The organism is Kitasatospora sp. NPDC057542 (assembly GCF_042801945.1).
Lineage (GTDB): Bacteria > Actinomycetota > Actinomycetes > Streptomycetales > Streptomycetaceae > Kitasatospora.
Window position 1 is genome coordinate 16,394 of sequence record NZ_JBHVFE010000035.1, and the last position, 19,328, is coordinate 35,721.

Annotated in this window: 15 protein-coding genes; 11 read left to right on the plus strand and 4 right to left on the minus strand. The window is 71.1% G+C overall.

Annotation, left to right across the window (positions count from 1 at the left end; translation table 11 throughout):
- The first annotated feature begins 206 nt into the window (after positions 1-206).
- The 6 genes from ACFU7Y_RS07365 (at position 207) to ACFU7Y_RS07390 (ending at position 6,020) form a co-directional block, all read left to right on the plus strand.
- Positions 207-740 (plus strand): hypothetical protein, encoded by a 534-nt coding sequence (locus ACFU7Y_RS07365; RefSeq protein ID WP_224276361.1) that lies wholly within the window; start codon positions 207-209, stop codon positions 738-740.
- 63 nt (positions 741-803) lie between these two features.
- On the plus strand, positions 804-1,817 hold the full coding sequence (locus ACFU7Y_RS07370; protein WP_380766747.1) for a hypothetical protein: 1,014 nt from the start codon (positions 804-806) through the stop codon (positions 1,815-1,817).
- A gap of 41 nt (positions 1,818-1,858) precedes the next feature.
- Positions 1,859-3,190, plus strand: a complete 1,332-nt coding sequence (locus ACFU7Y_RS07375) for a Dyp-type peroxidase (protein WP_380766748.1) — start codon at positions 1,859-1,861, stop codon at positions 3,188-3,190.
- Positions 3,191-3,588: 398 nt separating this feature from the next.
- Positions 3,589-4,254 (plus strand): DedA family protein, encoded by a 666-nt coding sequence (locus ACFU7Y_RS07380; RefSeq protein WP_224276367.1) that lies wholly within the window; start codon positions 3,589-3,591, stop codon positions 4,252-4,254.
- A 114-nt stretch (positions 4,255-4,368) separates the two neighbouring features.
- Positions 4,369-5,040 carry an O-methyltransferase gene (locus tag ACFU7Y_RS07385; RefSeq protein WP_224276369.1) on the plus strand — a complete coding sequence of 224 codons (672 nt, stop codon included), beginning with the start codon at positions 4,369-4,371 and terminating at the stop codon, positions 5,038-5,040.
- An 80-nt stretch (positions 5,041-5,120) separates the two neighbouring features.
- Entirely contained in the window at positions 5,121-6,020 is a 900-nt protein-coding gene (locus ACFU7Y_RS07390) for a Gfo/Idh/MocA family protein (RefSeq protein WP_224276371.1), read from the plus strand.
- 193 nt (positions 6,021-6,213) lie between these two features.
- Here ACFU7Y_RS07390 and ACFU7Y_RS07395 read toward each other — a convergent pair whose 3' ends face one another.
- The gene (locus tag ACFU7Y_RS07395; protein WP_224276373.1) at positions 6,214-7,329 is read right to left on the minus strand and encodes a hypothetical protein; all 1,116 of its coding nucleotides are present in this window, start codon (positions 7,327-7,329) and stop codon (positions 6,214-6,216) included.
- A 262-nt stretch (positions 7,330-7,591) separates the two neighbouring features.
- Between ACFU7Y_RS07395 and ACFU7Y_RS07400 the strand changes: the two genes are divergently transcribed.
- The gene (locus tag ACFU7Y_RS07400; protein ID WP_224276375.1) at positions 7,592-9,637 is read left to right on the plus strand and encodes a transglycosylase domain-containing protein; all 2,046 of its coding nucleotides are present in this window, start codon (positions 7,592-7,594) and stop codon (positions 9,635-9,637) included.
- Positions 9,638-9,869: 232 nt separating this feature from the next.
- Here ACFU7Y_RS07400 and ACFU7Y_RS07405 read toward each other — a convergent pair whose 3' ends face one another.
- The 3 genes from ACFU7Y_RS07405 to ACFU7Y_RS07415 form a co-directional block, all read right to left on the minus strand.
- Positions 9,870-10,838: a hypothetical protein gene (locus tag ACFU7Y_RS07405; protein WP_224276377.1), complete on the minus strand. Its 969-nt coding sequence runs from the start codon at positions 10,836-10,838 to the stop codon at positions 9,870-9,872.
- 303 nt (positions 10,839-11,141) lie between these two features.
- Positions 11,142-12,371 carry a hypothetical protein gene (locus tag ACFU7Y_RS07410; protein ID WP_380766749.1) on the minus strand — a complete coding sequence of 410 codons (1,230 nt, stop codon included), beginning with the start codon at positions 12,369-12,371 and terminating at the stop codon, positions 11,142-11,144.
- A 387-nt stretch (positions 12,372-12,758) separates the two neighbouring features.
- Positions 12,759-12,953, minus strand: coding sequence for a hypothetical protein (locus ACFU7Y_RS07415; RefSeq protein ID WP_224276381.1), 195 nt, complete (start codon positions 12,951-12,953; stop codon positions 12,759-12,761).
- A 305-nt stretch (positions 12,954-13,258) separates the two neighbouring features.
- On the opposite strand from ACFU7Y_RS07415, the gene ACFU7Y_RS07420 reads away from it, so the two are divergent.
- The 4 genes from ACFU7Y_RS07420 (at position 13,259) to ACFU7Y_RS07435 (ending at position 19,240) form a co-directional block, all read left to right on the plus strand.
- Positions 13,259-14,287: a phosphotransferase family protein gene (locus ACFU7Y_RS07420; RefSeq protein WP_380766750.1), complete on the plus strand. Its 1,029-nt coding sequence runs from the start codon at positions 13,259-13,261 to the stop codon at positions 14,285-14,287.
- Positions 14,288-14,293: 6 nt separating this feature from the next.
- Positions 14,294-15,508: an acyl-CoA dehydrogenase family protein gene (locus tag ACFU7Y_RS07425; protein WP_224276385.1), complete on the plus strand. Its 1,215-nt coding sequence runs from the start codon at positions 14,294-14,296 to the stop codon at positions 15,506-15,508.
- Between the two features lie 120 nt (positions 15,509-15,628).
- Positions 15,629-16,906 carry an alpha/beta hydrolase family protein gene (locus tag ACFU7Y_RS07430; RefSeq protein ID WP_380766751.1) on the plus strand — a complete coding sequence of 426 codons (1,278 nt, stop codon included), beginning with the start codon at positions 15,629-15,631 and terminating at the stop codon, positions 16,904-16,906.
- A gap of 435 nt (positions 16,907-17,341) precedes the next feature.
- Positions 17,342-19,240, plus strand: a complete 1,899-nt coding sequence (locus ACFU7Y_RS07435) for a putative Ig domain-containing protein (RefSeq protein WP_380766752.1) — start codon at positions 17,342-17,344, stop codon at positions 19,238-19,240.
- Positions 19,241-19,328 lie beyond the last annotated feature (88 nt).

Genomic DNA, 19,328 nt, shown 5'->3' on the forward strand with positions numbered 1-19,328 from the left:
ACGTGGTCATCCCCGAAGCAGCATCCGATTCCTGATCCGACCGGCCGGTGACAGAGGCTCCATGCCCGCCCCTGTCACCGGCGGGTGGCAGGGGCCCGTCGTGCTCGGCACCGATCACGGCGCCGGGTGCTCGCAGGCGGCCGGCGGCGCCGCGTGCGACGATGTAGGGGATTCGGCCCGGCCGGTAGGCGGCGGGAGGAACGGACATGGAGATCAAGCCGCAGGCGGCTGTCATCCCCAGGGACACCGATCAGCTCGAACAGGGGAAGTACGGCCCGATCTTCCCGAAGACGCCCGCGTGTTACGGCTTCACGATCGTCGCGAGGGTGAAGCCGGGCCGGGCCGAGGCCATGCGGGAGTACGGGTACGCCCTGGCCAAGGCGCTGGAGAACGATCCACAGCTTCTCGCGCCGCTGAAGCTGCACTACCTGCGCTGGGTGCTCTTCGACGACGACACGCGGTTCATGTACCAGGGGATCTTCGACACCGATTTCGACAAGTACACCGAGGACGCCATCGCCCTGTTCAGCAGGGCGGGGGTGAGCACGGCTTTCGAGAACCTCGAAGGGTTTCCCGAGGACTGGAGGACCAACCCCGAGGCGTTCGTCAGGTTCGTGCGTGCGCACCACTGCCCGAGCTTCATCGAGTACGGCGAGTACCCCTACGTCACGGCCGACGAGATCAAGAAGGCGCTACGGATCAAGAACGCCCTGTCGGAGATGCTCGACCAGTTGCAGTGAGAGCCCGCGGCCCGCCCTGCGCGCGAGTCGACGCGTCGACGGCCCACTGCCGAGGGAGGCGCAATGAGCGAGGCCACCACCGCCCGCACCTACAACCAGAACCACGTTCCGCGCGCCGCCACGCCCGGCCGGCGGCGGGTGAGTGTCTACGTCTCGTGGAGCTATCCGGCCGAGGCGGGAAGGAACGCGGCCGAGCTGGACAACCGGTTCTCCACGATGACCGAGGTGCGGCGGGTGGCCTGGCCCGCCTACGAGGACCCGAAGTGGTCCGACCCGCTGCGGTTCCAACAGGGCATCGCGGGATCGCTGGAGTTGTTCTTCTGGGCCTGGGTGCCGTTCCAGCAGTTCGTCGAGGAAGTCACCGGACATCCCGTCCCCGTGTACCAGCGCATCGACCAGGCCGGGTTCCACACCCCGCTCGACGAGCGGGTACTGGCCGACACCGACACCCTGTTCGTCTTCGGGCTGGACCACGTGGTCACCGGCCAGGAGGCGGAGCCCGGGGAGGTCGAGGCGCTGCGGGCGTTCCTCGGCCGGGAGGGCGCCTGTCTGGTCCTCGGGCCCCACCACGACGTGGGGGCATCGGACGATCTGACGGTGCGGGAGATCGAGTACCACCACCACGGCGATCCCCTGGTGCCCCGGCAACAGCGCTTCGCCGGATACCTCCGGGGTGCGATGCACGGACTCGGCGTGCCGGTGGAGAACCGCTACGGGCTGCGGCCCGCCGTGCGGGAGCAGAACAGGATCGCCCCGTTCTCCGCGTCCAGAGACCTGGACCCCAAGGGATGGCTGGAAGGAGTGACCAACTTCAACTTCCACCAGCACCTGCCGCACTACGCCGTGACGACGGACGAGCCGGACGTCGTTCACGTCCTGGCCAGGCAGCCGATCGACACCTCCAGGCCGCATCCGTTCACCGAAGCCGGCAACCTCACGTTCGACATGTTCCTGTGGATGCCCCCCGTAGGTGAGCGGGCCGGCGACATCCTGCTCGCCGACTCCACGATCTTCAGTTCCTTGTTCGGCGGCGACGAGAGCCTGCGCAACTTCTGGCGGAACCTCGTCACCAAGTAGCGCCGCAGGCCACTGCAGCGGGCGGCGAGGAGGTGGCTCCCGTGAACGAACCGCGAGCCGCACTGGAGCTCGACGACATCCAGCGTGGAGTGCTCAGCCCCCGGCCGACCCCGTATGCGGCGAGCTATCTGGTGTTCCGCATCGACGACCGGACGCACGGGCGGGAGCTGATGCGGCGCGCGAGCGCGACGGTGACCTCGGCCGCCGACTCGGTCAGCCCCCTGGGGGAGACGTGGGTGAGCGTCGCGGTCACCCGTCACGGGCTGGAGGCCCTCGGCGTGCCGCGCTCGTCGCTGGAGACGTTTGCGTGGGAGTTCCGGCAGGGAATGGCCGCCCGTGCCGGAGCACTGGGCGATGACGGCGAGAGCAGCCCCGAGCACTGGGAGGTGCCACTGGGAACCCCGGATGTCCATGTGGTGCTCACCGCGGTCGCACCCGACCCCGAGCAGCTGGAGGCGGCCCTCGACCGGGCCCGCTTCGCCTACGACCGGCTCGCCGGGGTGACCGAGGTCTGGCGACAGGACTGCTACGCGCTGCCCACCGAGACCGAGCACTTCGGATACCGCGACGGCGTCAGCCACCCGGCCATCGAAGGCAGCGGCATCGCCGGGTCGAACCGGTCGGAGGCGCCGCTGAAGGCCGGCGAGTTCGTGCTCGGCTACCAGGACGAGATCGGCGGCACCCGGACCCCGCAGCCGGAGGCGCTGGGACGCAACGGCAGCTACGCGGTCTTCCGCAAACTCCACCAGGACGTCGCGGCGTTCCGCCGCTACCTGCGCCGGGCCGCCACCGGTCCCGAGGACGAGGAACTGCTGGCAGCCAAGATCATGGGCCGCTGGCGCAGCGGAGCTCCGCTGGCACTCAGCCCGCAGCACGACGACCCCGCCCTCGGCGCGGACCCCGGCCGGCGCAACACCTTCCTGTACGCACGGGAGGATCCGGTGGGGTTCATCACCCCTGGCGGTTGTCACATCCGCCGGGCCAACCCCCGGGACGCCCCGGTGGCGGGCGAGGTGCGCCTGCACCGCATGATCAGACGCGGCGCCGTCTACGGCCCTCCGCTGCCCGCGGACGTGCTGGAGGACGACGGGGCGGACCGGGGCCTGATGTTCGCGTTCATCGGAGCCCACCTGGGGCGGCAGTTCGAGTTCGTCCAGTCCCAGTGGATGAACGACAGCGTGTTCTTCGGCTCAGCCGGTGCCAAGGACCCCGTCGTCGGGTCCCACGACGGCAGCGACGGCTTCACCGTTCCCCGGCGGCCGGTGCGCCGGCGCCTGCCCCCGCTGCCGCGGTTCGTCGTCACCCGTGGCGGCGAGTACTGCTTCCTGCCGGGTCTGCGCGCCCTGCGCTGGCTCGGTGACCTGCGGGACTGACCGTGTGACGAGGCACACCCCGGCACCGCCCCGAGGCTTTCCACGGCCCCGGGGGGGCGGGTTCGACAGCGGTCCGGAGGCCGGGGCCACCGAAGAGCCCCACGCCTGCGATCGCGCCGTCCGAGGCGCGGCCGGAACCCGGCGCCCTGGTCGAAGCGGTCGAGGCGGTGGTCGTAGCGCGCTTTGCCGAATCTTGGAGAAACGCTGGTCAACCTGGAACCATGGTGAGGGGGCGTACGTCGTAACCACCGGTGATCGGCCGGGGGGACAGGCCACCCGGCACGTTAGGCTCGCTCTGGGGGAGCGGCTTGGGTGCCGCCATCGGACGAACTGCCGGGACCGGCACGCGGCTCCAGGGGGAGCGTGGCCGGTCCCGTCCTGCCACGGAGGGACTGGCCTTGCACATCGATGCCTGGATCGAGGGGATTCCGCCCACGGCGGTGTATGCCGTGATCGGTCTGATCATCGGGCTGGAATCGCTGGGCATTCCCTTGCCCGGCGAGATCGCCCTGGTCACGGCGTCCCTGATGGCGGTCAAGGGTGTGGTGAGCCCGTGGGGCGTCGCGGCCTTCGCGATCGCCGGCGCGATCATCGGCGACTCGATCGGGTACTCGATCGGGCGCAAGGGGGGCAAGCCGCTCTTCGAGAAGCTGGGACGCAAGTTCCCCAAGCACTTCGGGCCCTCGCACCTGGCCACCGCCGAGCGCTCGTTCCACAAGTGGGGCATGTGGGCGGTCTTCTTCGGCCGGTTCATCGCCCTGCTGCGCATCTTCGCCGGTCCGCTGGCCGGCGCGCTGAAGATGCCGTACTGGAAGTTCCTGATCGCGAACGTGCTGGGCGGCATCGTCTGGGCCGGTGGTACGACGATGCTGGTCTACAAGGTCGGCAAGAGCATCGAACCCTGGCTGGCCCGGTTCTCCTGGGCGGGCCTGGGCGCGGCCCTGGTGATCGGCCTGCTCTCGGCCTGGATCATGAAGCGCCGTGCCGCCAAGACGCACGCCAAGATCGAGGCGGAGGAGGCGGCCAAGGCCGCCGCCGCTGCCAAGGAGCCGGTCACCGACTGACCGCTCGACCGACCGGTCCCCCGATCGGTCGTCCACGGTGACCGTCGTGGTGCCCTCGGGCCCTCGGAGTAGCATCGGCCGGGTACCTGCCGATCTTGCACTCCGGAGGGCCCGATGTCTTTGCAGCCGACCTGGGATGCCGTGGACGCGTACTTCTCCGAGCAGCTGGTCGGGCCGGACCCTGTGCTGGAGGCCGCCACGGCCGCCGCCGACGCGGCCGGGCTGCCGAAGATCGCGGTGGCCCCCAACCAGGGCAAGCTGCTGCACCTGCTGGCGCTGACCCAGGGCGCGAAGCGGATCCTGGAGGTCGGCACGCTCGGCGGCTACAGCGCGATCTGGCTGGCCCGGGCGCTGCCGGCGGACGGCACCCTGCTCACCCTGGAGCTGGACCCCCGGCACGCCGAGGTCGCCCGGGGCAACCTGGCGGCCGCCGGGCTGGCCGGGGTCGCCGAGGTACGGGTCGGCCGGGCCGCCGACTCGCTGGCCGAGCTGGTGGAGCAGGGCGTGGAGCCCTTCGACCTGGTCTTCATCGACGCCGACAAACCGAGCAACCCGGAGTACTTCCGCCGGGCGCTCCAGCTGACCCGGCCCGGCTCATTGATCATCGTCGACAACGTCGTGCGCGGCGGCGCGGTCGCGGACGCGGTCAGCACCGACCCGGCGGTGGTCGCCACCCGGGCGCTGCACGAGCTGATCGCGGCCGAGCCGAGGGTCACCGCGACGTCGGTGCAGACGGTCGGCAGCAAGGGCTACGACGGCTTCACCCTGGCCCGCGTCCAGGGCTGAACCACGGGACTCGCCGGAACGTCGCGACAGAACATCGCGGCGGCGACGGAACACACGGAACACGAAGGAACGGAGACACCGTGCGGATCGGACTGCTGGGAACCGGCCCCTGGGCGGAGCGGGTGCACGCGCCCGTCCTGGCCGAGCACCCCGGGCTGGAGTTCACCGGCGTCTGGGGCCGACGTCCGGAGGCGGCCGAGGCGCTGGGCGCCGCGCACGGCGTGCCCGGGTACGCGGACCTCGACCGGCTGCTGGCCGAGGTGGACGCGGTCTCCATCGCGCTGCCCCCGACCGTGCAGGCGGGTCTCGCGGTGCGGGCCGCCGAGGCCGGCTGCCACCTGCTGCTGGACAAGCCGGTCGCGCTCACCGTGCCGGACGCCAAGGCGGTGGCCGAGGCGGTGCGCGAGCACAAGGTCGCCTCGGTGGTCTTCTTCACCGTGCGCTTCGGCGGTACGCAGATCCCGTGGATCGAGCGGCAGGCGCAGCTCGGCGGCTGGTTCACCGGGCGCTCGGACTGGCTCGGTTCGGTGTTCGCGCCCGGCAGCACCAGCCCGTACGCGGCCTCGCCGTGGCGCCTGGAGAAGGGCGCGCTGTGGGACGTCGGCCCGCACGCGCTGTCCGTGCTGCTGCCGGTGCTGGGCGACGCGACGCAGGTGACGGCGGTGGCCGGCCCGCTGGACACCGTGCACCTGGTGGTCCGGCACGCAGGCGGCGCCTCCAGCACGCTCGCCCTCAGCCTGACCGCGCCGCTCGCGGCGGGCGGGACGGGCATGGAGCTGCGCGGCGAGCACGGCGTGGTGCAGCTGCCCGAGCGCGGCGAGGGCCCGGTCGCGGCGCTGCACCGGGCACTGGACGCCCTCCAGGCCTCGGCGGCCTCCGGCGAGCCGCATCCCTGCGGGGCGGACTTCGGGCTGCGGGTGGTGGAGATCCTGGTCGGCGCCGAGCGCTCGCTGGCGAGCGGCGGACCGGTGGAGGTCTGAGCAGATGACCCGGCGGGGCCCGGGGAGGGCTCAGAGCCGGTGGGGACGGAGCGCGACCTCCTCGCGGCCGTCCTGCTCGCGCCCGTCCTGACCCGGGTCGGCAGCGGGCTCCCCGGGGACCTCACGGTCTTCTCCGGCGTGACCAGCACCGTCCGATCGTGCGGCACCCGCCGCCGTCGGCGGAAGCCGTCCGTCAGGGCGCGCCCGGCGGCAGCGGCGGCAGGGTCGAGGCCGGGCGGCGGTCGGTGGGGCGGGCCGGCGGGATGACCGGGGCACGGAAGTCGCGCGGGCCGGTCCACAGCGCCGGGACGGCGTCGCTGCGGCGGGCCAGTTCGTACGCCAGTGCCTCGTAGTTGACCCGCCAGCCGTGGAAGTGCGCCCAGGCGTCCTCGGCCGGGCGCTCGCGCGGGAAGCCAGCCGCGGTGATCATCGCGACGGCGCCCAGGTACTCGGCGTAGGTCAGCCGGATCGGGAGGTCCGGGTCCGGGTCCGGGTCGAAGTGGATCCGCAGCGAGCGGGCGATGTCACGCATCGCGGTGAAGCCGGCCCGGATCACCAGCCGGGCCTCGGGCGGGGCCGAGCGCGGGCAGAGTGCCAGGTGCAGGGCGGCGGCGTCCATCACGGCGATCAGCCCGACCACCCAGCTGCGGTTGGGCTGGGGGGAGCGGAAGGAGAGCAGCACCGGGTAGTTGGAGTGGCTCTCGCCGATGTCGGCGGCCAGCCGCTCCCAGTCCCGGTAGAGCTGGGGGAGCGCCGTCTCGGTGTCCACCAGGGACTGGCGGGCCAGCAGCTCGGGGCCCCAGGCGGGCTCGCCGGCCCGGGACTGGAGCAGCGTCACCTCGGTCTCGCGGCGCTGGTAGGCGGCGTAGAGGGTCGGCAGGTAGGAGATCTGGAGGGCGATGATCAGCGGGCCGCTGGCGGCGGCCATGAAGTCGATCGCGGAGAGCTGGAGCCGCTCGCCGCTGGCGAAGCCGAGGGTGAACAGGCTGGACCCGGCCTCACGCACGGACACCGACCAGCTGAGGTCGGAGGTGCCGTGCAGCAGCAGGGTGTAGGCGATCAGCATCCCGCCGAGCCACACCCCGAGCATGCCCAGCAGCACCAGCGGCGCCAGCCAGGTGAGCGCCCGGTCCTGCGCGTGGTAGCCGCCGGCCGGCATTGCGGACAGCCGCAGCAGCCCGCGCAGCACCCGCCAGAGCCGCATCACCAGCGCCGAGTAGAGCCCGCGCGGAACGACCAGCGTGCGCAGGACGCTGCCGACGACCAGCAGGAGCAGCAGCGCGCCGAGCGCGGTCTGGATCATCCTCATGGCGCCATTCTGACGGGCCGCCGGGGCTGCCGCGGGCCGGGTCCCGCTGCCGCGGGCCGGTCGGCGGCTTTCGGTCGGCCGTCCGCGAGCCGTCCGCCGAGCCGTTCGGGGCCGGTCCGTCGTCCGTCCGTCGTCCGTCCGTCGTCCGTCCGTCGTCCGGAGTATGACCATGATCACACCATGACCAGGCGTACGTACTGATGTTCCTCGGGCGTCTATGTGTACGGAGGATCAGTCCCACGAGCGAATCGGAGACCGGACGGTGCGTGCGCAGCAAGACGGCGGGGCCGAGGAGGAGAAGTCCGGGCGCCGACGGTGGCGGTTCCCACCGCGCGGCAGGCCGTTACGAGGACGGCGCCCGTCCCTGCGGGTCGACTACCCGCGCGGCGGGCGGCGCGGGGTCCGCCGCTGGCTCCCGTCCTGGCGGCAGCTGCTGCTGGTGGCCGGGACCGGCGCGGCGGCGCTGACGGGCTGGCTGGTCTGGTTCTACGTGAACACCGCCGTCCCGGAGGACCTCAACTCCTTCGCCACCCAGCAGAACAACGTCTACTACTGGGCGGACGGCACCGAGATGGCGCGGATCGGCCCGACCAACCGGCAGGAGGTGCCGCTCGGCCAGGTGCCGGAGCCGGTGCAGTGGGCGGTGCTGGCCGCCGAGAACGAGACCTTCTACACCGACCCGGGCATCTCCGTGACCGGCATCGGCCGTGCCGTCGTCGAGATGGTCACGGGCGGTGACACCCAGGGCGGTTCCACCATCACCCAGCAGTACGTCAAGAACATCTACCTGAACCAGCGCCAGGACATGTCCCGCAAACTCAGCGAGATCGTCATCGCGATCAAGCTGGACGACCGGATGAGCAAGCAGGACATCCTGGCGGGCTACCTGAACACCAGCTGGTTCGGGCGCGGCAGCTACGGCATCGAGCGTGCCGCCGCCGCCTACTACGGCAAGCCCGTCTCCCAACTCGACCCGAGTGAAGGCGCCTTCCTGGCCGCCCTGTTGAAGGGCGCCGGGCAGTACGACCCGGCGGTCAGCGCGGCGAACCGGGAACGGGCCGAGGAGCGCTGGTCCTGGATCCTGGACAGGATGGTGGAGGTGGGCAAGCTGTCCGCCGCCGAGCGCGCCCGGTACACGGTGTTCCCCGAACCCAGGCCGCAGCCGAAGTCGGCGGGGCTGAGCGGCCAGATCGGGTACCTGGTGGACATGGCCCGCACCTACGTGGAGAGCCACAGCGACATCACCCCGGCCCAGTTCGACCTCGGCGGCCACCAGATCCGCACCACCTTCGAGAAGCCGAAGGTCGACGCCCTGGCCGCCGCCGTGCAGTCGGGCACCGTGGGGATCGACCCGGACAACCGGGAGGCCGACAGGCTCCTGAAGGTCGGCGCCGCCTCGGTGGCCCCGGACGGCCGGGTCGTCGCGCTCTACGGCGGTCCCGACTATCTGAAGCAGGGCTTCAACAACGCCAACACCTCGACCGTGCCGATCGGTTCGGCCTTCACGCCGGTGGTGTACGCCGCCGGGCTCAGTCAGGGAGCGCAGCGCCAGCGGGGCGGCACCCGCACCCCGGTGACCCCCACCAGCACCTACAACGGCGACGACGGGGTGAACGTGATGACTCCGGAAGGGCCGTACTGGGGACGGGACGGAAAGATCGTCAAGACCGCCAACGACGGCAAGCGGAACTGGGGCACGATCACCCTGCGGAATGCGGTCGAGCAGTCCGTCAACGGGCCGCTGATGCAGCTCGGCATGGACGTGGGCCTGGACCGGGTGCAGAAGACCGCCACCGACCTCGGCCTGCTCCCCAACAGCCTGGGCGAACTCGTCCCGGCCCTCGGCGTCGGGAACTCCACCCCCAGCGCCCTCCGCACCGCCGACGCGTACGCCGCCTTCGCGGCGGGCGGCAGCCACACCGACCCGTACTCGGTGCTCGCGATCTCCCGCAACGGCGTCCAGCTCCCGCTGAGCCTGCCGACCGCCGTCCAGGCACTGACCCCGGCGGTCGCGGGCGAGGTGGACGCGGCGCTCAAGGGCTCGGTCCGCGACGGAGCCGCCAAGTCCGTGGCGGAGGCGGGGCCGGGCCTGGCGGCCAAACCCGGCACCACCGCGGACCGCACGGCAGGGTGGTGCGTCGGCTACAACGGGCAGCTGTCGACGGCGGTCACCGTCTTCCGTGCGGACCTGAAGGACATGAAGTTGCTCTCCCTCGAAGGCCTGGGCGGCGCCGCCCCGGACACCTCGGACGCCGCCCTGCCGACCAGGATCTGGACCACGTACATGAAGTCCACGGGCGCACGGTAGGCCGACCGGCCGCGGGGGCCGTGGACCACGGTCCCCGTGGCAGCGCTCTCCGCGCCATTCGGTGCAAGCGGTGTCGTCGCGGTCGCCCGCCTTCCCGCAGGCCCGCATCGTGGGCCTGCGGGAGCTCACCGGCGACAGCCGGCTGCGTCACCTGCCGTCACCTGTGTGTCCGACCCGACAAGGTGCCGGGGTGGACCTGGGGCCCGGCAGGGAGGCCGCAGGCTTCGTGGCGTCAGGAGCAGGTGTACTTCGCGGGTCGGGAGGTGTCGTTCCCGATGAGAGTCTTCTCGTCGGTGCTGATCGCCTCGATCGAGAAGGTGTCCGAGACCGCGGACAACGAGTCCGCGACCACGCCGTTACGCCACAGGACGGGCCGTGCGGTCGCGCCGGCGTACGCCTTGCCGCCCACGGTTCCGTTACCGCCGATGGCCGTTGACTCGATGGCACCGTTGCTGATGGTCCGGACCAGCGAACCCTGAGCGTTCCACTCGGCCGCGGCGTAGCTCGTGCTGCTGTTCACGCTGCCGACGATGCGCCCGTCCCGGATCGCCGACGGAGTGCCCGTGGCGCCGGAGCCCTGTGCGGCGAGCGTGTGCCACTGACCGTTGGTGTCCGTGACGAAGCCACCCGTGCCGGTGTACCCGACGATCCGGCCCTGCTCGTCGATGTCGGTGGGGACGAGGGTGCCGGCCGCGGGGAGGGACAGTTCGCGGTACGTTCCCGGTGCGCTCGCCGGCCACACCACCAGGATGTTCTTCGTTCCGACCGAGGCGGTCCCGGCGATGTCACCGGCGTTGTTGATCACGCTGGCCGACGAGCCGCCCCAGGTCGGGTTGGACGGCAGCGCCGTCGTCGTCCCGGTGGGGCTCACCGTCACGGCCGTGAACTTGTTGTTGACGATGTCGTCGCCCACGATCAGGCCGGCCGAGTTGACATCCGACACGTGGGGGCCGTCCGCGGGGAGCTGCAGCACGACCTTTCCGTTGTCCCACAGCGTCCCGCGCTTCTCCTTGTAGCCGTAGGGCCAGCTGGTGGACAGCGTTCCGGTGATGCCGACTCCGTACCGGCCGCCGTCGCTTGCGTACAGTGTGCCGCTGGTCGCGGTGGACGGCAGCTCCCACGCCGTCTTCTGCCATTGACAGGACGCAGCCTGAGCGGTGCCGACCGGCACGAGACCGAGTGCCGCCGTGATCGCCGCCACGGCGAGCACGCTTCCTTTACGTCGGTTGAACAAGGGATCCGCCCTTCCTCACAAGGAATGAACTTTCCGGCAACCGACCCTGACAGGGCCCGCCCTGTCACGTGAAGCAATTTGAGTGAAGCGGAAACAACGGTGGCGTGGCCGAGGATCCGGCGCTTGAGCACCTCGGTTCTCCCGTGGAACCAGCGGTGTCAGGCCGTGTGCCTGCGCATCCGGCTCGGCCTCGCGTACCCCGGTGGCGCGCCCCGATCCGGACGGCCTCCGGGGCCCGCAGAGGGCTGCGATCACGGCGGTCCCGCCCGGTCACCTGACCAGGCGGGACCAGTCGGCCGGCTGGGCGGGGTCGAGTTGGCGGAGCTGGTCGAGGACCTTCGGGTCCTGGGCGTCGAGCCAGTCGGCGACCTGGCGGAAGGAGACGCAGCGGACGCCCTCCCGCTTGCAGACGTTCTTCATCACGTCCTCGACGGCCTGCATGTAGATGCCGCCGTTCCAGGACTCGAAGTGGTTGCCGATGAAGAGCGGGGCGCGGCTGCCGTTGTAGACGCGTTCGAAGCCGGCCAGGTAGCTGTCGCGGGTCTCCTTCTCCCAGGTGTCGTACTTCTTGGGGTCGCCGTTGGTGGTGTTCCCGGACTGGTTGGCCAGGAAGTTGAAGTCCATCGAGAGGCTCTGGGTCGACCTGCCGGGGTAGGGGAGCATCTGCAGCGGGAAGTTCCAGATGCCCTCCTTCTTCACCGGCCAGACCTGGAACTCGCCCGGGGAGCTGGCGTCGTAGCGGAAACCCGTCGCCTTCTCGGCCGCCAGCAGGTTCTTCTGGCCCTCCAGGCAGGGGGCGCGGCCGCCGACCAGCTCCTTGGTGTAGTCGAAGGGGAGCGGCGGGAGCTCCTTGAAGCCGGTGTTGGTCTTCCAGTTGGTGACGAAGGAGACGGACTGGTCGAGCTCGCTCTTCCACTCCTCGGTGCTCCAGTCGCCGCCGCCCTTGGCGCCGCAGAAGTGCCCGTTGAAGTGGGTGCCGATCTCGTTGCCGTCCAGCCAGGCGAGGCGCAGCTGCTCCAGGGTGTCCTTGATGTGGGGGTCGGTGGCGTAGTCGATGGAGGCGTCGCCGGGCTTGTGCTGCGGCGGCTTGTAGAGCGTGCTCTTGGACTTGGGGAGGACGTAGAGGCCGGAGAGGAAGAAGGTCATCTGGGCGTTGTTCTCCACGCCGAGCTTGCGGAAGCGGGAGAACATGCGCTCGTCGCCCTCCAGGGCGCCGTCCCAGGAGAAGACGACGAACTGCGGCGGCTTCTCGCCGGGCTTGAGCTTCTCGGGCATGGACTGCTTGGGCTGCGGGCCGGTATAGGAGGTGGACCCGTCGCCGAGCACCTTGACCTGGCCGTCCCAGGTGGGGGTGGGGGTGGGAACGGGTGGTGGCGGGGCGGGGGCCTCGGTGGTGGTGCTCGGGGCGGGGCCGGCCGGGGTGGTGCCGGTGGTGGCCGTGGGTCTGCTCTGCGTGCCGGAACATCCCGTCGCCAGGGCGGAGGCCCCGAGGACCCCCATTGCCAGCAGGATGGCCGAGCCGCGAGCAGTCCGCACCGGACCCCCATTTCTCTGATGTTCGATCAGGCGGTGTTCAGAAGATGATCGATGGATGTGATCATCAGAACACTTTTGATCGACCTCTGTCGAGGCGGGGCCGGTGCGGCTGCGGCGGGGGAGGGGTCGCCGAGCAACTCCCCTATGCTGCAAGGCAGCTGGCGTGGAACGGAGGCTCCGGTGGAAGGCCTCGGCGGTCGCGAGGGTGTGGAACCGCCCGACCCGTTCGGAGGGACCGGGTGGCGTCACGCGGGGAGGGCCGGTCATGGACCGGGAAGAGCGCCGGGCCTGTGAGCGGGGGCCGGTTCCCGGCCCCTGAACCACTGCGCCACGCTGTCCGTCGATGGCGGGCTACCCGACCCGGCCCACAACTACGGAGACCTTGACCTGTTCCGTGAAAGAGGACTGACCGGCGGGCAGCGACTGCTGAACGTACTCGGCGAATGCCGGCCGGCTCTTCGACTCGGGCAGCTTGTCCGCGGGGATCGCGGAATAGATGCCGCCCATGAGCTGGTCGAAGCTCAGTTCATCGCTGTACTCGATCACGATTTCCTGCACCTGATCGAAGCCGGACGGCCTTTGGCCGGCCGATCGGCTATCGGTAGAAAGACCCCTCACGACGGAACCCGACTCGGGCTGCTCGGCCGGCAGTTCGGCCTGATACGTCAGGTCGGCGGTTCGGCTGGACCGCAGCCCTGACCGGCGACCGCGGCCCCCATCCGCGACATGCCCCGAACGAACCCCCGAGCCGTGCGGCGCGGGGGCTCGCGGCATTGACAGGGGCCTCCTGCGGTTGAATGCTAAGCAAGCGCTTAGTCAATGATCCGCTTCCCCGACCGAGGAGCCGCCCGATGGCCGAGACCCCCGTAGACCCGCCCGGCCTGGACCTGACCCGCCTCCGGTCCCACCTGGAGCGCGAGCTGCCCGGGACCGTCCATGGGCCGCTGCGGGCCGACCTCATCGAGGGCGGCCGCTCGAACCTCACGTACGCGCTGAGCGACGGCGCCTCCCGCTGGGTCCTCCGGCGCCCGCCGCTCGGACACGTCCTCGCCACCGCGCACGACATGGGCCGCGAGTACCGCGTGATGACCGCGCTGCGCGACACCGGCGTCCCCGTACCCCGCACCCTTCTGCTCGACACGGACACCGACACCCTCGGCGCGCCCTGGTACCTCATGGAGTACGTCCAGGGCACCGCACACCGGGACGCCGCCCCACTGGCCGCCCTCGGCGAGCAGCGGGTGCGCGCACTCGGACAGCGCCTGGTCGACACCCTCGCCGGCCTGCACCGGATCGACCCCGCCGCCGTCGGCCTCGCCGACTTCGGGCATCCGGACGGTTACCTGGAGCGCCAGCTGCGCCGCTGGTCCAAGCAGCTCGCCGCCTCCCGCAGCCGCGACCTGCCGGACCTGGACCGGCTGCACGACCTGCTCGGCCGGCGGCTGCCCGTGTCCCCCGCACCCGCGCTGGTGCACGGCGACTACCGGCTCGACAACGTCCTGGTCGACGAGGGCGACACCATCGCCGCCGTCCTGGACTGGGAGATGTCCACCCTCGGCGACCCGCTCACCGACGTCGGTCTGCTGGTGATGTACACCGAACTCGCGGGCGTCGGCGGCGGCATCATCCCCTCCGCCATGACCGCCCCCGGCTTCCCGAAGTCCGACGAGATCGTCTCCTCCTACGCCGACGCGACCGGCCGCCGGGCGGAGGACCTCGACTGGTACGTCGCCTTCGCCTCGTTCAAGCTCGCCGCCGTCGCCGAGGGCATCCACTTCCGCTTCCGGCAGGGCCGCACCCTGGGCGCCGGCTTCGAGCGCGCCGGCGAGATGGCGCCGATCCTCGCCCGGCACGGCCTGAGCACCCTCAAGGAGAACTGAACACCGATGGACTTCGCCTACGACGCCCGGACGAACGAGCTCCGCGAGCAGCTGCTCGCCTTCATGGACGAGCACGTTCACCCCGCCGAGCCCGTCCTCGCCGCCCAACTCGCCGACCGGGACCGCGATCCCTGGGCCATCCCCCCGGTCGTCGCCGAGCTCCAGGCCGAGGCCCGCAAGCAGAACCTGTGGAACCTCTTCCTGCCCGGCGAGCTCGGCGCCGGCCTCACCAACCTCCAGTACGCCCCGCTTGCCGAAATCACCGGCCGCAGCATCCAGTTGGCCCCGCCCGCGCTCAACTGCGCCGCGCCCGACACCGGCAACATGGAGCTGCTCGCCCAGTTCGGCAGCGCCGAGCAGCGCGAGCGCTGGCTGCGCCCGCTCCTGGACGGCGAGATCCGCTCGGCCTTCGCGATGACCGAGCCCGAGGTGGCCTCCTCGGACGCGACCAACATCGCCACCCGGATCGAGCGGGACGGCGACGAGTACGTCGTCAACGGCCGCAAGTGGTACATCACCGGGGCGATGAACCCCGCCTGCCGGATCCTCATCGTGATGGGCAAGACCGACCCGGCCGCCGAACCGCACCGGCAGCAGAGCATGCTGCTCGTCCCGCGCGACACCCCGGGCGTGACCGTGAAGCGCGGCATGACGGTCTTCGGGTACGACGACGCCGACCACGGCGGCCACGCCGAGGTGCTGTTCGAGGACGTCCGCGTCCCGGTGGAGAACCTGATCGGGGAGGAGGGCGCGGGCTTCGCCATCGCCCAGGCCCGGCTCGGCCCCGGCCGCATCCACCACTGCATGCGCGCGATCGGCATCGCCGAACGGGCGCTGGAGCTGATGTGCCGCCGGGCCAACGAGCGGGTGGCGTTCGGGAAGCCGCTGGCCGAGCAGGGCGTGGTGCAGGACTGGATCGCCGAATCCCGGGTCCGCATCGAGCAGTTGCGGCTGCTGGTGCTGAAGACGGCCTGGCTGATGGACACCGTCGGCAACCGCGGTGCGCACACCGAGATCCAGGCGATCAAGATCGCCACTCCGCGCACCGTCGAGTGGATCCTCGACAAGGCCGTCCAGGCGCACGGCGCGGCCGGCGTCAGCCAGGACACCCCGCTCGCCCAGCTCTGGGCCGGCAACCGCACCCTGCGGCTGGCCGACGGCCCCGACGAGGTGCACAAGCGCTCGCTGGCCCGGAGGGAACTGCGGCAGTACCGGCGCTGACCCGTAAGGGTGTGATACCCGGGTATTCAGGGGCTGGTTGGCCCCCTGGTATGACGGCCGCGGCCCGTCCCCGACCGTAGTGTCCTGCGTGTCCGATCGATCGGAACACGGAGGGACATCATGGGAATTCCGGGACGGGCCGTGGCGGCGGTCCTGCTGGCGGCGGCGACGGCAGTGGGCACGACAGGTGCGGCCGGAGCAGCCGCGGTGACGGGGGGCGCCGGCCCCGGACGGCAGGCCCGGGCCTGGCTGCCGGAGCCCAGCGGGCCGTACCCGATCGGGACCACCGCGCTGCACCTCACCGACGCCGACCGGGAGGACCCGTGGCACCCCGGGCAGCGGCGTGAGCTGATGATCAGCCTCTGGTACCCGACCTCCCACCCGGCCGTCGGCGACGACCGCGCCCCGTACATGGAGCCCGCCGCCGGGCGGCACTTCGACGGCCCGGACGGCGTCGGCCTGCTCAACTACGGCACCGAGCCCGGCCGCACCGACTGGTCGGCCATCCGCACCCACGCCCGCAAGGACGCCCCGGCGCTGCCCGGCGGACCGCGCCCGGTCGTGCTGTACTCGCCCGGCCTCGGCGACCCGCGCACCTGGGGAACGGCGCTGGTCGAGGACCTCGCCTCGCGCGGCTACGTGGTGGTCACCGTCGACCACACCTACGAGGCCTCCGAAGTCGCCTTCCCCGGCGGCGACCTGGCCCCCTCGGTGCTCCCCGGCATGCTCGGGCAGCCCGACCTGGACATCGGCGCGGTACTGCGCAAGGCGATGGACACCCGGGTCGCCGACACCCGCTTCGTACTGGACCGGCTCACCGAGCTGGGCGGGCAGCCCGGCCTGCCCGCCGGGGTGGCCGGAGCCCTCGACCTCGGCCGGATCGGCATGGTCGGCCAGTCGGCGGGCGGCTTCACCGCACTCCAGACCATGCACGACGACCCGCGGATCGCGGCCGGGATCAACATGGACGGGCAGATGCACTTCCCCGGCCCCGACGGCCACACCGGCGTCTTCCTGCCCAGCGTCGCCGAGGAGGGCCTGAACCGCCCGTTCCTGCTGATGGGCACCGGAAGCGACGACTCCGGCAGCTACCGCAACCAGCCCGGCTGGAACGCCCTGTGGCAGCACAGCACCGGCTGGCACGCCGACGTCACCCTCACCGGCTCCCGCCACGGCTCGTACACCGACGCCCAGCCGCTGCTGCCGCAACTCGCCCGCCAGGGCGTGCTCAGCGCCGAGCAGCTGCGCAAGGACGTCGGCGACATCCGCCCCGGCCGCGCCGAACTCGCCACCCGCACCTACGTGGCGTCCTTCTTCGACCGCTGGCTGCGCGGCCAGGACGACCACCTGCTCGACGGGCCGTCGGCGCGCTTCCCCGAGGTGGCGTACGAGCGTTAGCGGACCGGGGCGGCGGCGGGCGGAGTCCCGGCGCCGACCCCTTCCGGATGAGCCGAGGACGGAAGGTCCCCCGGGCGGTGAATTGCCGTCAGGGGACCTCACCGAAGGGCCGGTCACGGATTCCGAAACAGCATTCCCCATCGTATTCAGTGAATGACTACACGCGTTGATCCCATTTCATCAACGCCGCTTGACCTTCTTGGACACGCTTCTTAATCGTTCCTTACCCTGCGCCGTTGACCGGTGTTCATCAGCTCTGCTTTCCTTCTTGCCACGCAGGCGGCAAAGGGCCCACGGGCAGTCAATTCCGGGTGTGCGAATGAATTCGACCGGAACCGGCCCAGACGGAATCCGCCGCCGGCCCTTCCCCACAAAGGGATCGTTCCCGGCCCCCCGAGGCCGCGGGCGATCGGCAGAAGAGAGGCACCCTCACCCATGGGTCACTCCCCCAGGACCGGACGCGCGAGGTACGCGGCGCTCACCGGAATAGCGTCGCTCGCGCTCGCCGCCGCCGGCTTGGCCGGCGCGGCCGGTCCGGCCTCCGCGCAGGGCATCTCCAGCTCGCAGGGCAGCACCACCAACGAGTTCAACCCCTGGAGCCCGCAGAACGGCCACCCCTACCGGCACGGCGCGGTCCCCGGCATGTCCCAGCACGAGAACTACAAGAAGTGGCTCGCCGCCCACAACCAGGCCGCGGCGACCGGTCAGCAGACGCTGTCGTACGGCGGCGGCGTCGACGGCATCGGCGTGCAGAGCGGGCACTCCAAGGTCTACCTGGTGTTCTACGGCAACCAGTGGGGCACCCAGACCACCGACGCCAACGGCAACGCGAAGTTCTCCAACGACTCGGCCGGTGCCGCCGGTGCCACCCAGCAGATGTTCAAGGGCATCGGCACCAACAGCGAGACCTGGTCGGCCGACCTGACCCAGTGGTGCGACGGCCCCAACGTCGCCACCGGTGCCGTGAGCTGCCCGTCCAACGCCAACTTCATCCCGTACCAGAGCGGCGGCGTCCTGTCCGGCGTCTGGTACGACAACGCGGCCGCCTCGCCGAGCCAGGCCAGCGGCAACCAGCTCGCCCAGGAGGCCGTCAAGGCCGCCGGCCACTTCGGCAACACCACCGCCGCCGCCAACCGGGACGCGTACTACATCGTCCTGTCGCCGCACGGCACCAACCCGGACGACTACCAGAACCCCACCACCGGGTACTGCGCCTGGCACGACTGGAACGGTGACACCACCCTCACCGGCGGTGCGGCGAGCTCGCCCTACGGCGACATCGCCTTCTCCAACCAGCCGTACAACATCGACGCGGGCTCCAACTGCGGCGTCGGCTTCGTCAACTCGCCCGGCACGCTGGACGGCTGGACGATGACCCTCGGCCACGAGTGGCACGAGATGATGTCCGACCAGAACCCGGCCGGAGGCTGGACCAACCACGTCTCCGGCAGCAGCTACAACGGCCAGGAGAACTCCGACGAGTGCGCCTGGATCCAGCCCGGCAGCACCGGCGGCGCCGCCAACGTCTCCTTCGGGTCCTTCGGCAGCTACGCCGAGCAGGCCAGCTGGTCCAACGACACCAACTCCTGCGCGATCTCGCACGCCATCCTGACCCACGGCAACACGGTCACCGTCACCAACCCGGGCAACCAGAGCGGCACCGTCGGCACGGCGGCCGGCCTGCAGATCAACGCCACCGACTCGGCCACCGGCCAGACGCTGAGCTACTCGGCCACCGGCCTGCCGGCCGGCCTGTCGATCAACTCCTCGACCGGCCTGATCTCCGGCACCCCGACCGCCGCCGGCACCTCCAGCGTCACGGTCACCGCCACCGACACCACCGGCGCTGCCGGCAACACCACCTTCACCTGGACCGAGTCCACCAGCGGGGGCGGCGGCAACGCCGTCACCAACGGCGGACTGGAGACCGGCAACCTGTCCGGCTGGACCACCGCCGGCAGCACCTCCGCCACCACCTCCGCCGCCCACAGCGGCAGCTACGGCGCCATGGTCGGCTCCACCGGCCCGACCGGGGACTCCTCGATCGCCCAGACCTTCACCGCGCCGACCGGCTCCAGCAAGCTGTCCTTCTGGTACAGCAACACCTGTGACGACACCGTCACCTACGACTGGGCCACCGCCACCCTGAAGGACAACACCACCGGCACGACCACCACGGTCCTGGCCAAGACCTGCACCACCACCGGTACCTGGACCAACAAGACGGCGACCGTCACCCCGGGCCACTCCTACACCCTCACCCTGAGCAACCACGACGACAACTACCCGGGTGACCCGACCTACACCTACTACGACGACGTGACCGTCTCCTGACAGTGATGATGTGACTGGTGGTTCTGCTGATGAGGCTGACTCGCCTCCTGACTGACGTCTCGGACTGTCCTGTTTGGGATTTGTCGTC

What these genes read in the sequence shown, in the direction of transcription:
- ACFU7Y_RS07410 (WP_380766749.1), bottom strand. Translation starts at nt 12,371, where the DNA reads ATGGGGGTCCTCGGGGCCTCCGCCCTGGCGACGGGATGTTCCGGCACG.
- ACFU7Y_RS07385 (WP_224276369.1), top strand. Translation starts at nt 4,369, where the DNA reads ATGTCTTTGCAGCCGACCTGGGATGCCGTGGACGCGTACTTCTCCGAG.
- ACFU7Y_RS07435 (WP_380766752.1), top strand. Translation starts at nt 17,342, where the DNA reads ATGGGTCACTCCCCCAGGACCGGACGCGCGAGGTACGCGGCGCTCACC.
- ACFU7Y_RS07430 (WP_380766751.1), top strand. Translation starts at nt 15,629, where the DNA reads ATGGGAATTCCGGGACGGGCCGTGGCGGCGGTCCTGCTGGCGGCGGCG.
- ACFU7Y_RS07425 (WP_224276385.1), top strand. Translation starts at nt 14,294, where the DNA reads ATGGACTTCGCCTACGACGCCCGGACGAACGAGCTCCGCGAGCAGCTG.
- ACFU7Y_RS07420 (WP_380766750.1), top strand. Translation starts at nt 13,259, where the DNA reads ATGGCCGAGACCCCCGTAGACCCGCCCGGCCTGGACCTGACCCGCCTC.
- ACFU7Y_RS07370 (WP_380766747.1), top strand. Translation starts at nt 804, where the DNA reads ATGAGCGAGGCCACCACCGCCCGCACCTACAACCAGAACCACGTTCCG.
- ACFU7Y_RS07395 (WP_224276373.1), bottom strand. Translation starts at nt 7,329, where the DNA reads ATGAGGATGATCCAGACCGCGCTCGGCGCGCTGCTGCTCCTGCTGGTC.
- ACFU7Y_RS07365 (WP_224276361.1), top strand. Translation starts at nt 207, where the DNA reads ATGGAGATCAAGCCGCAGGCGGCTGTCATCCCCAGGGACACCGATCAG.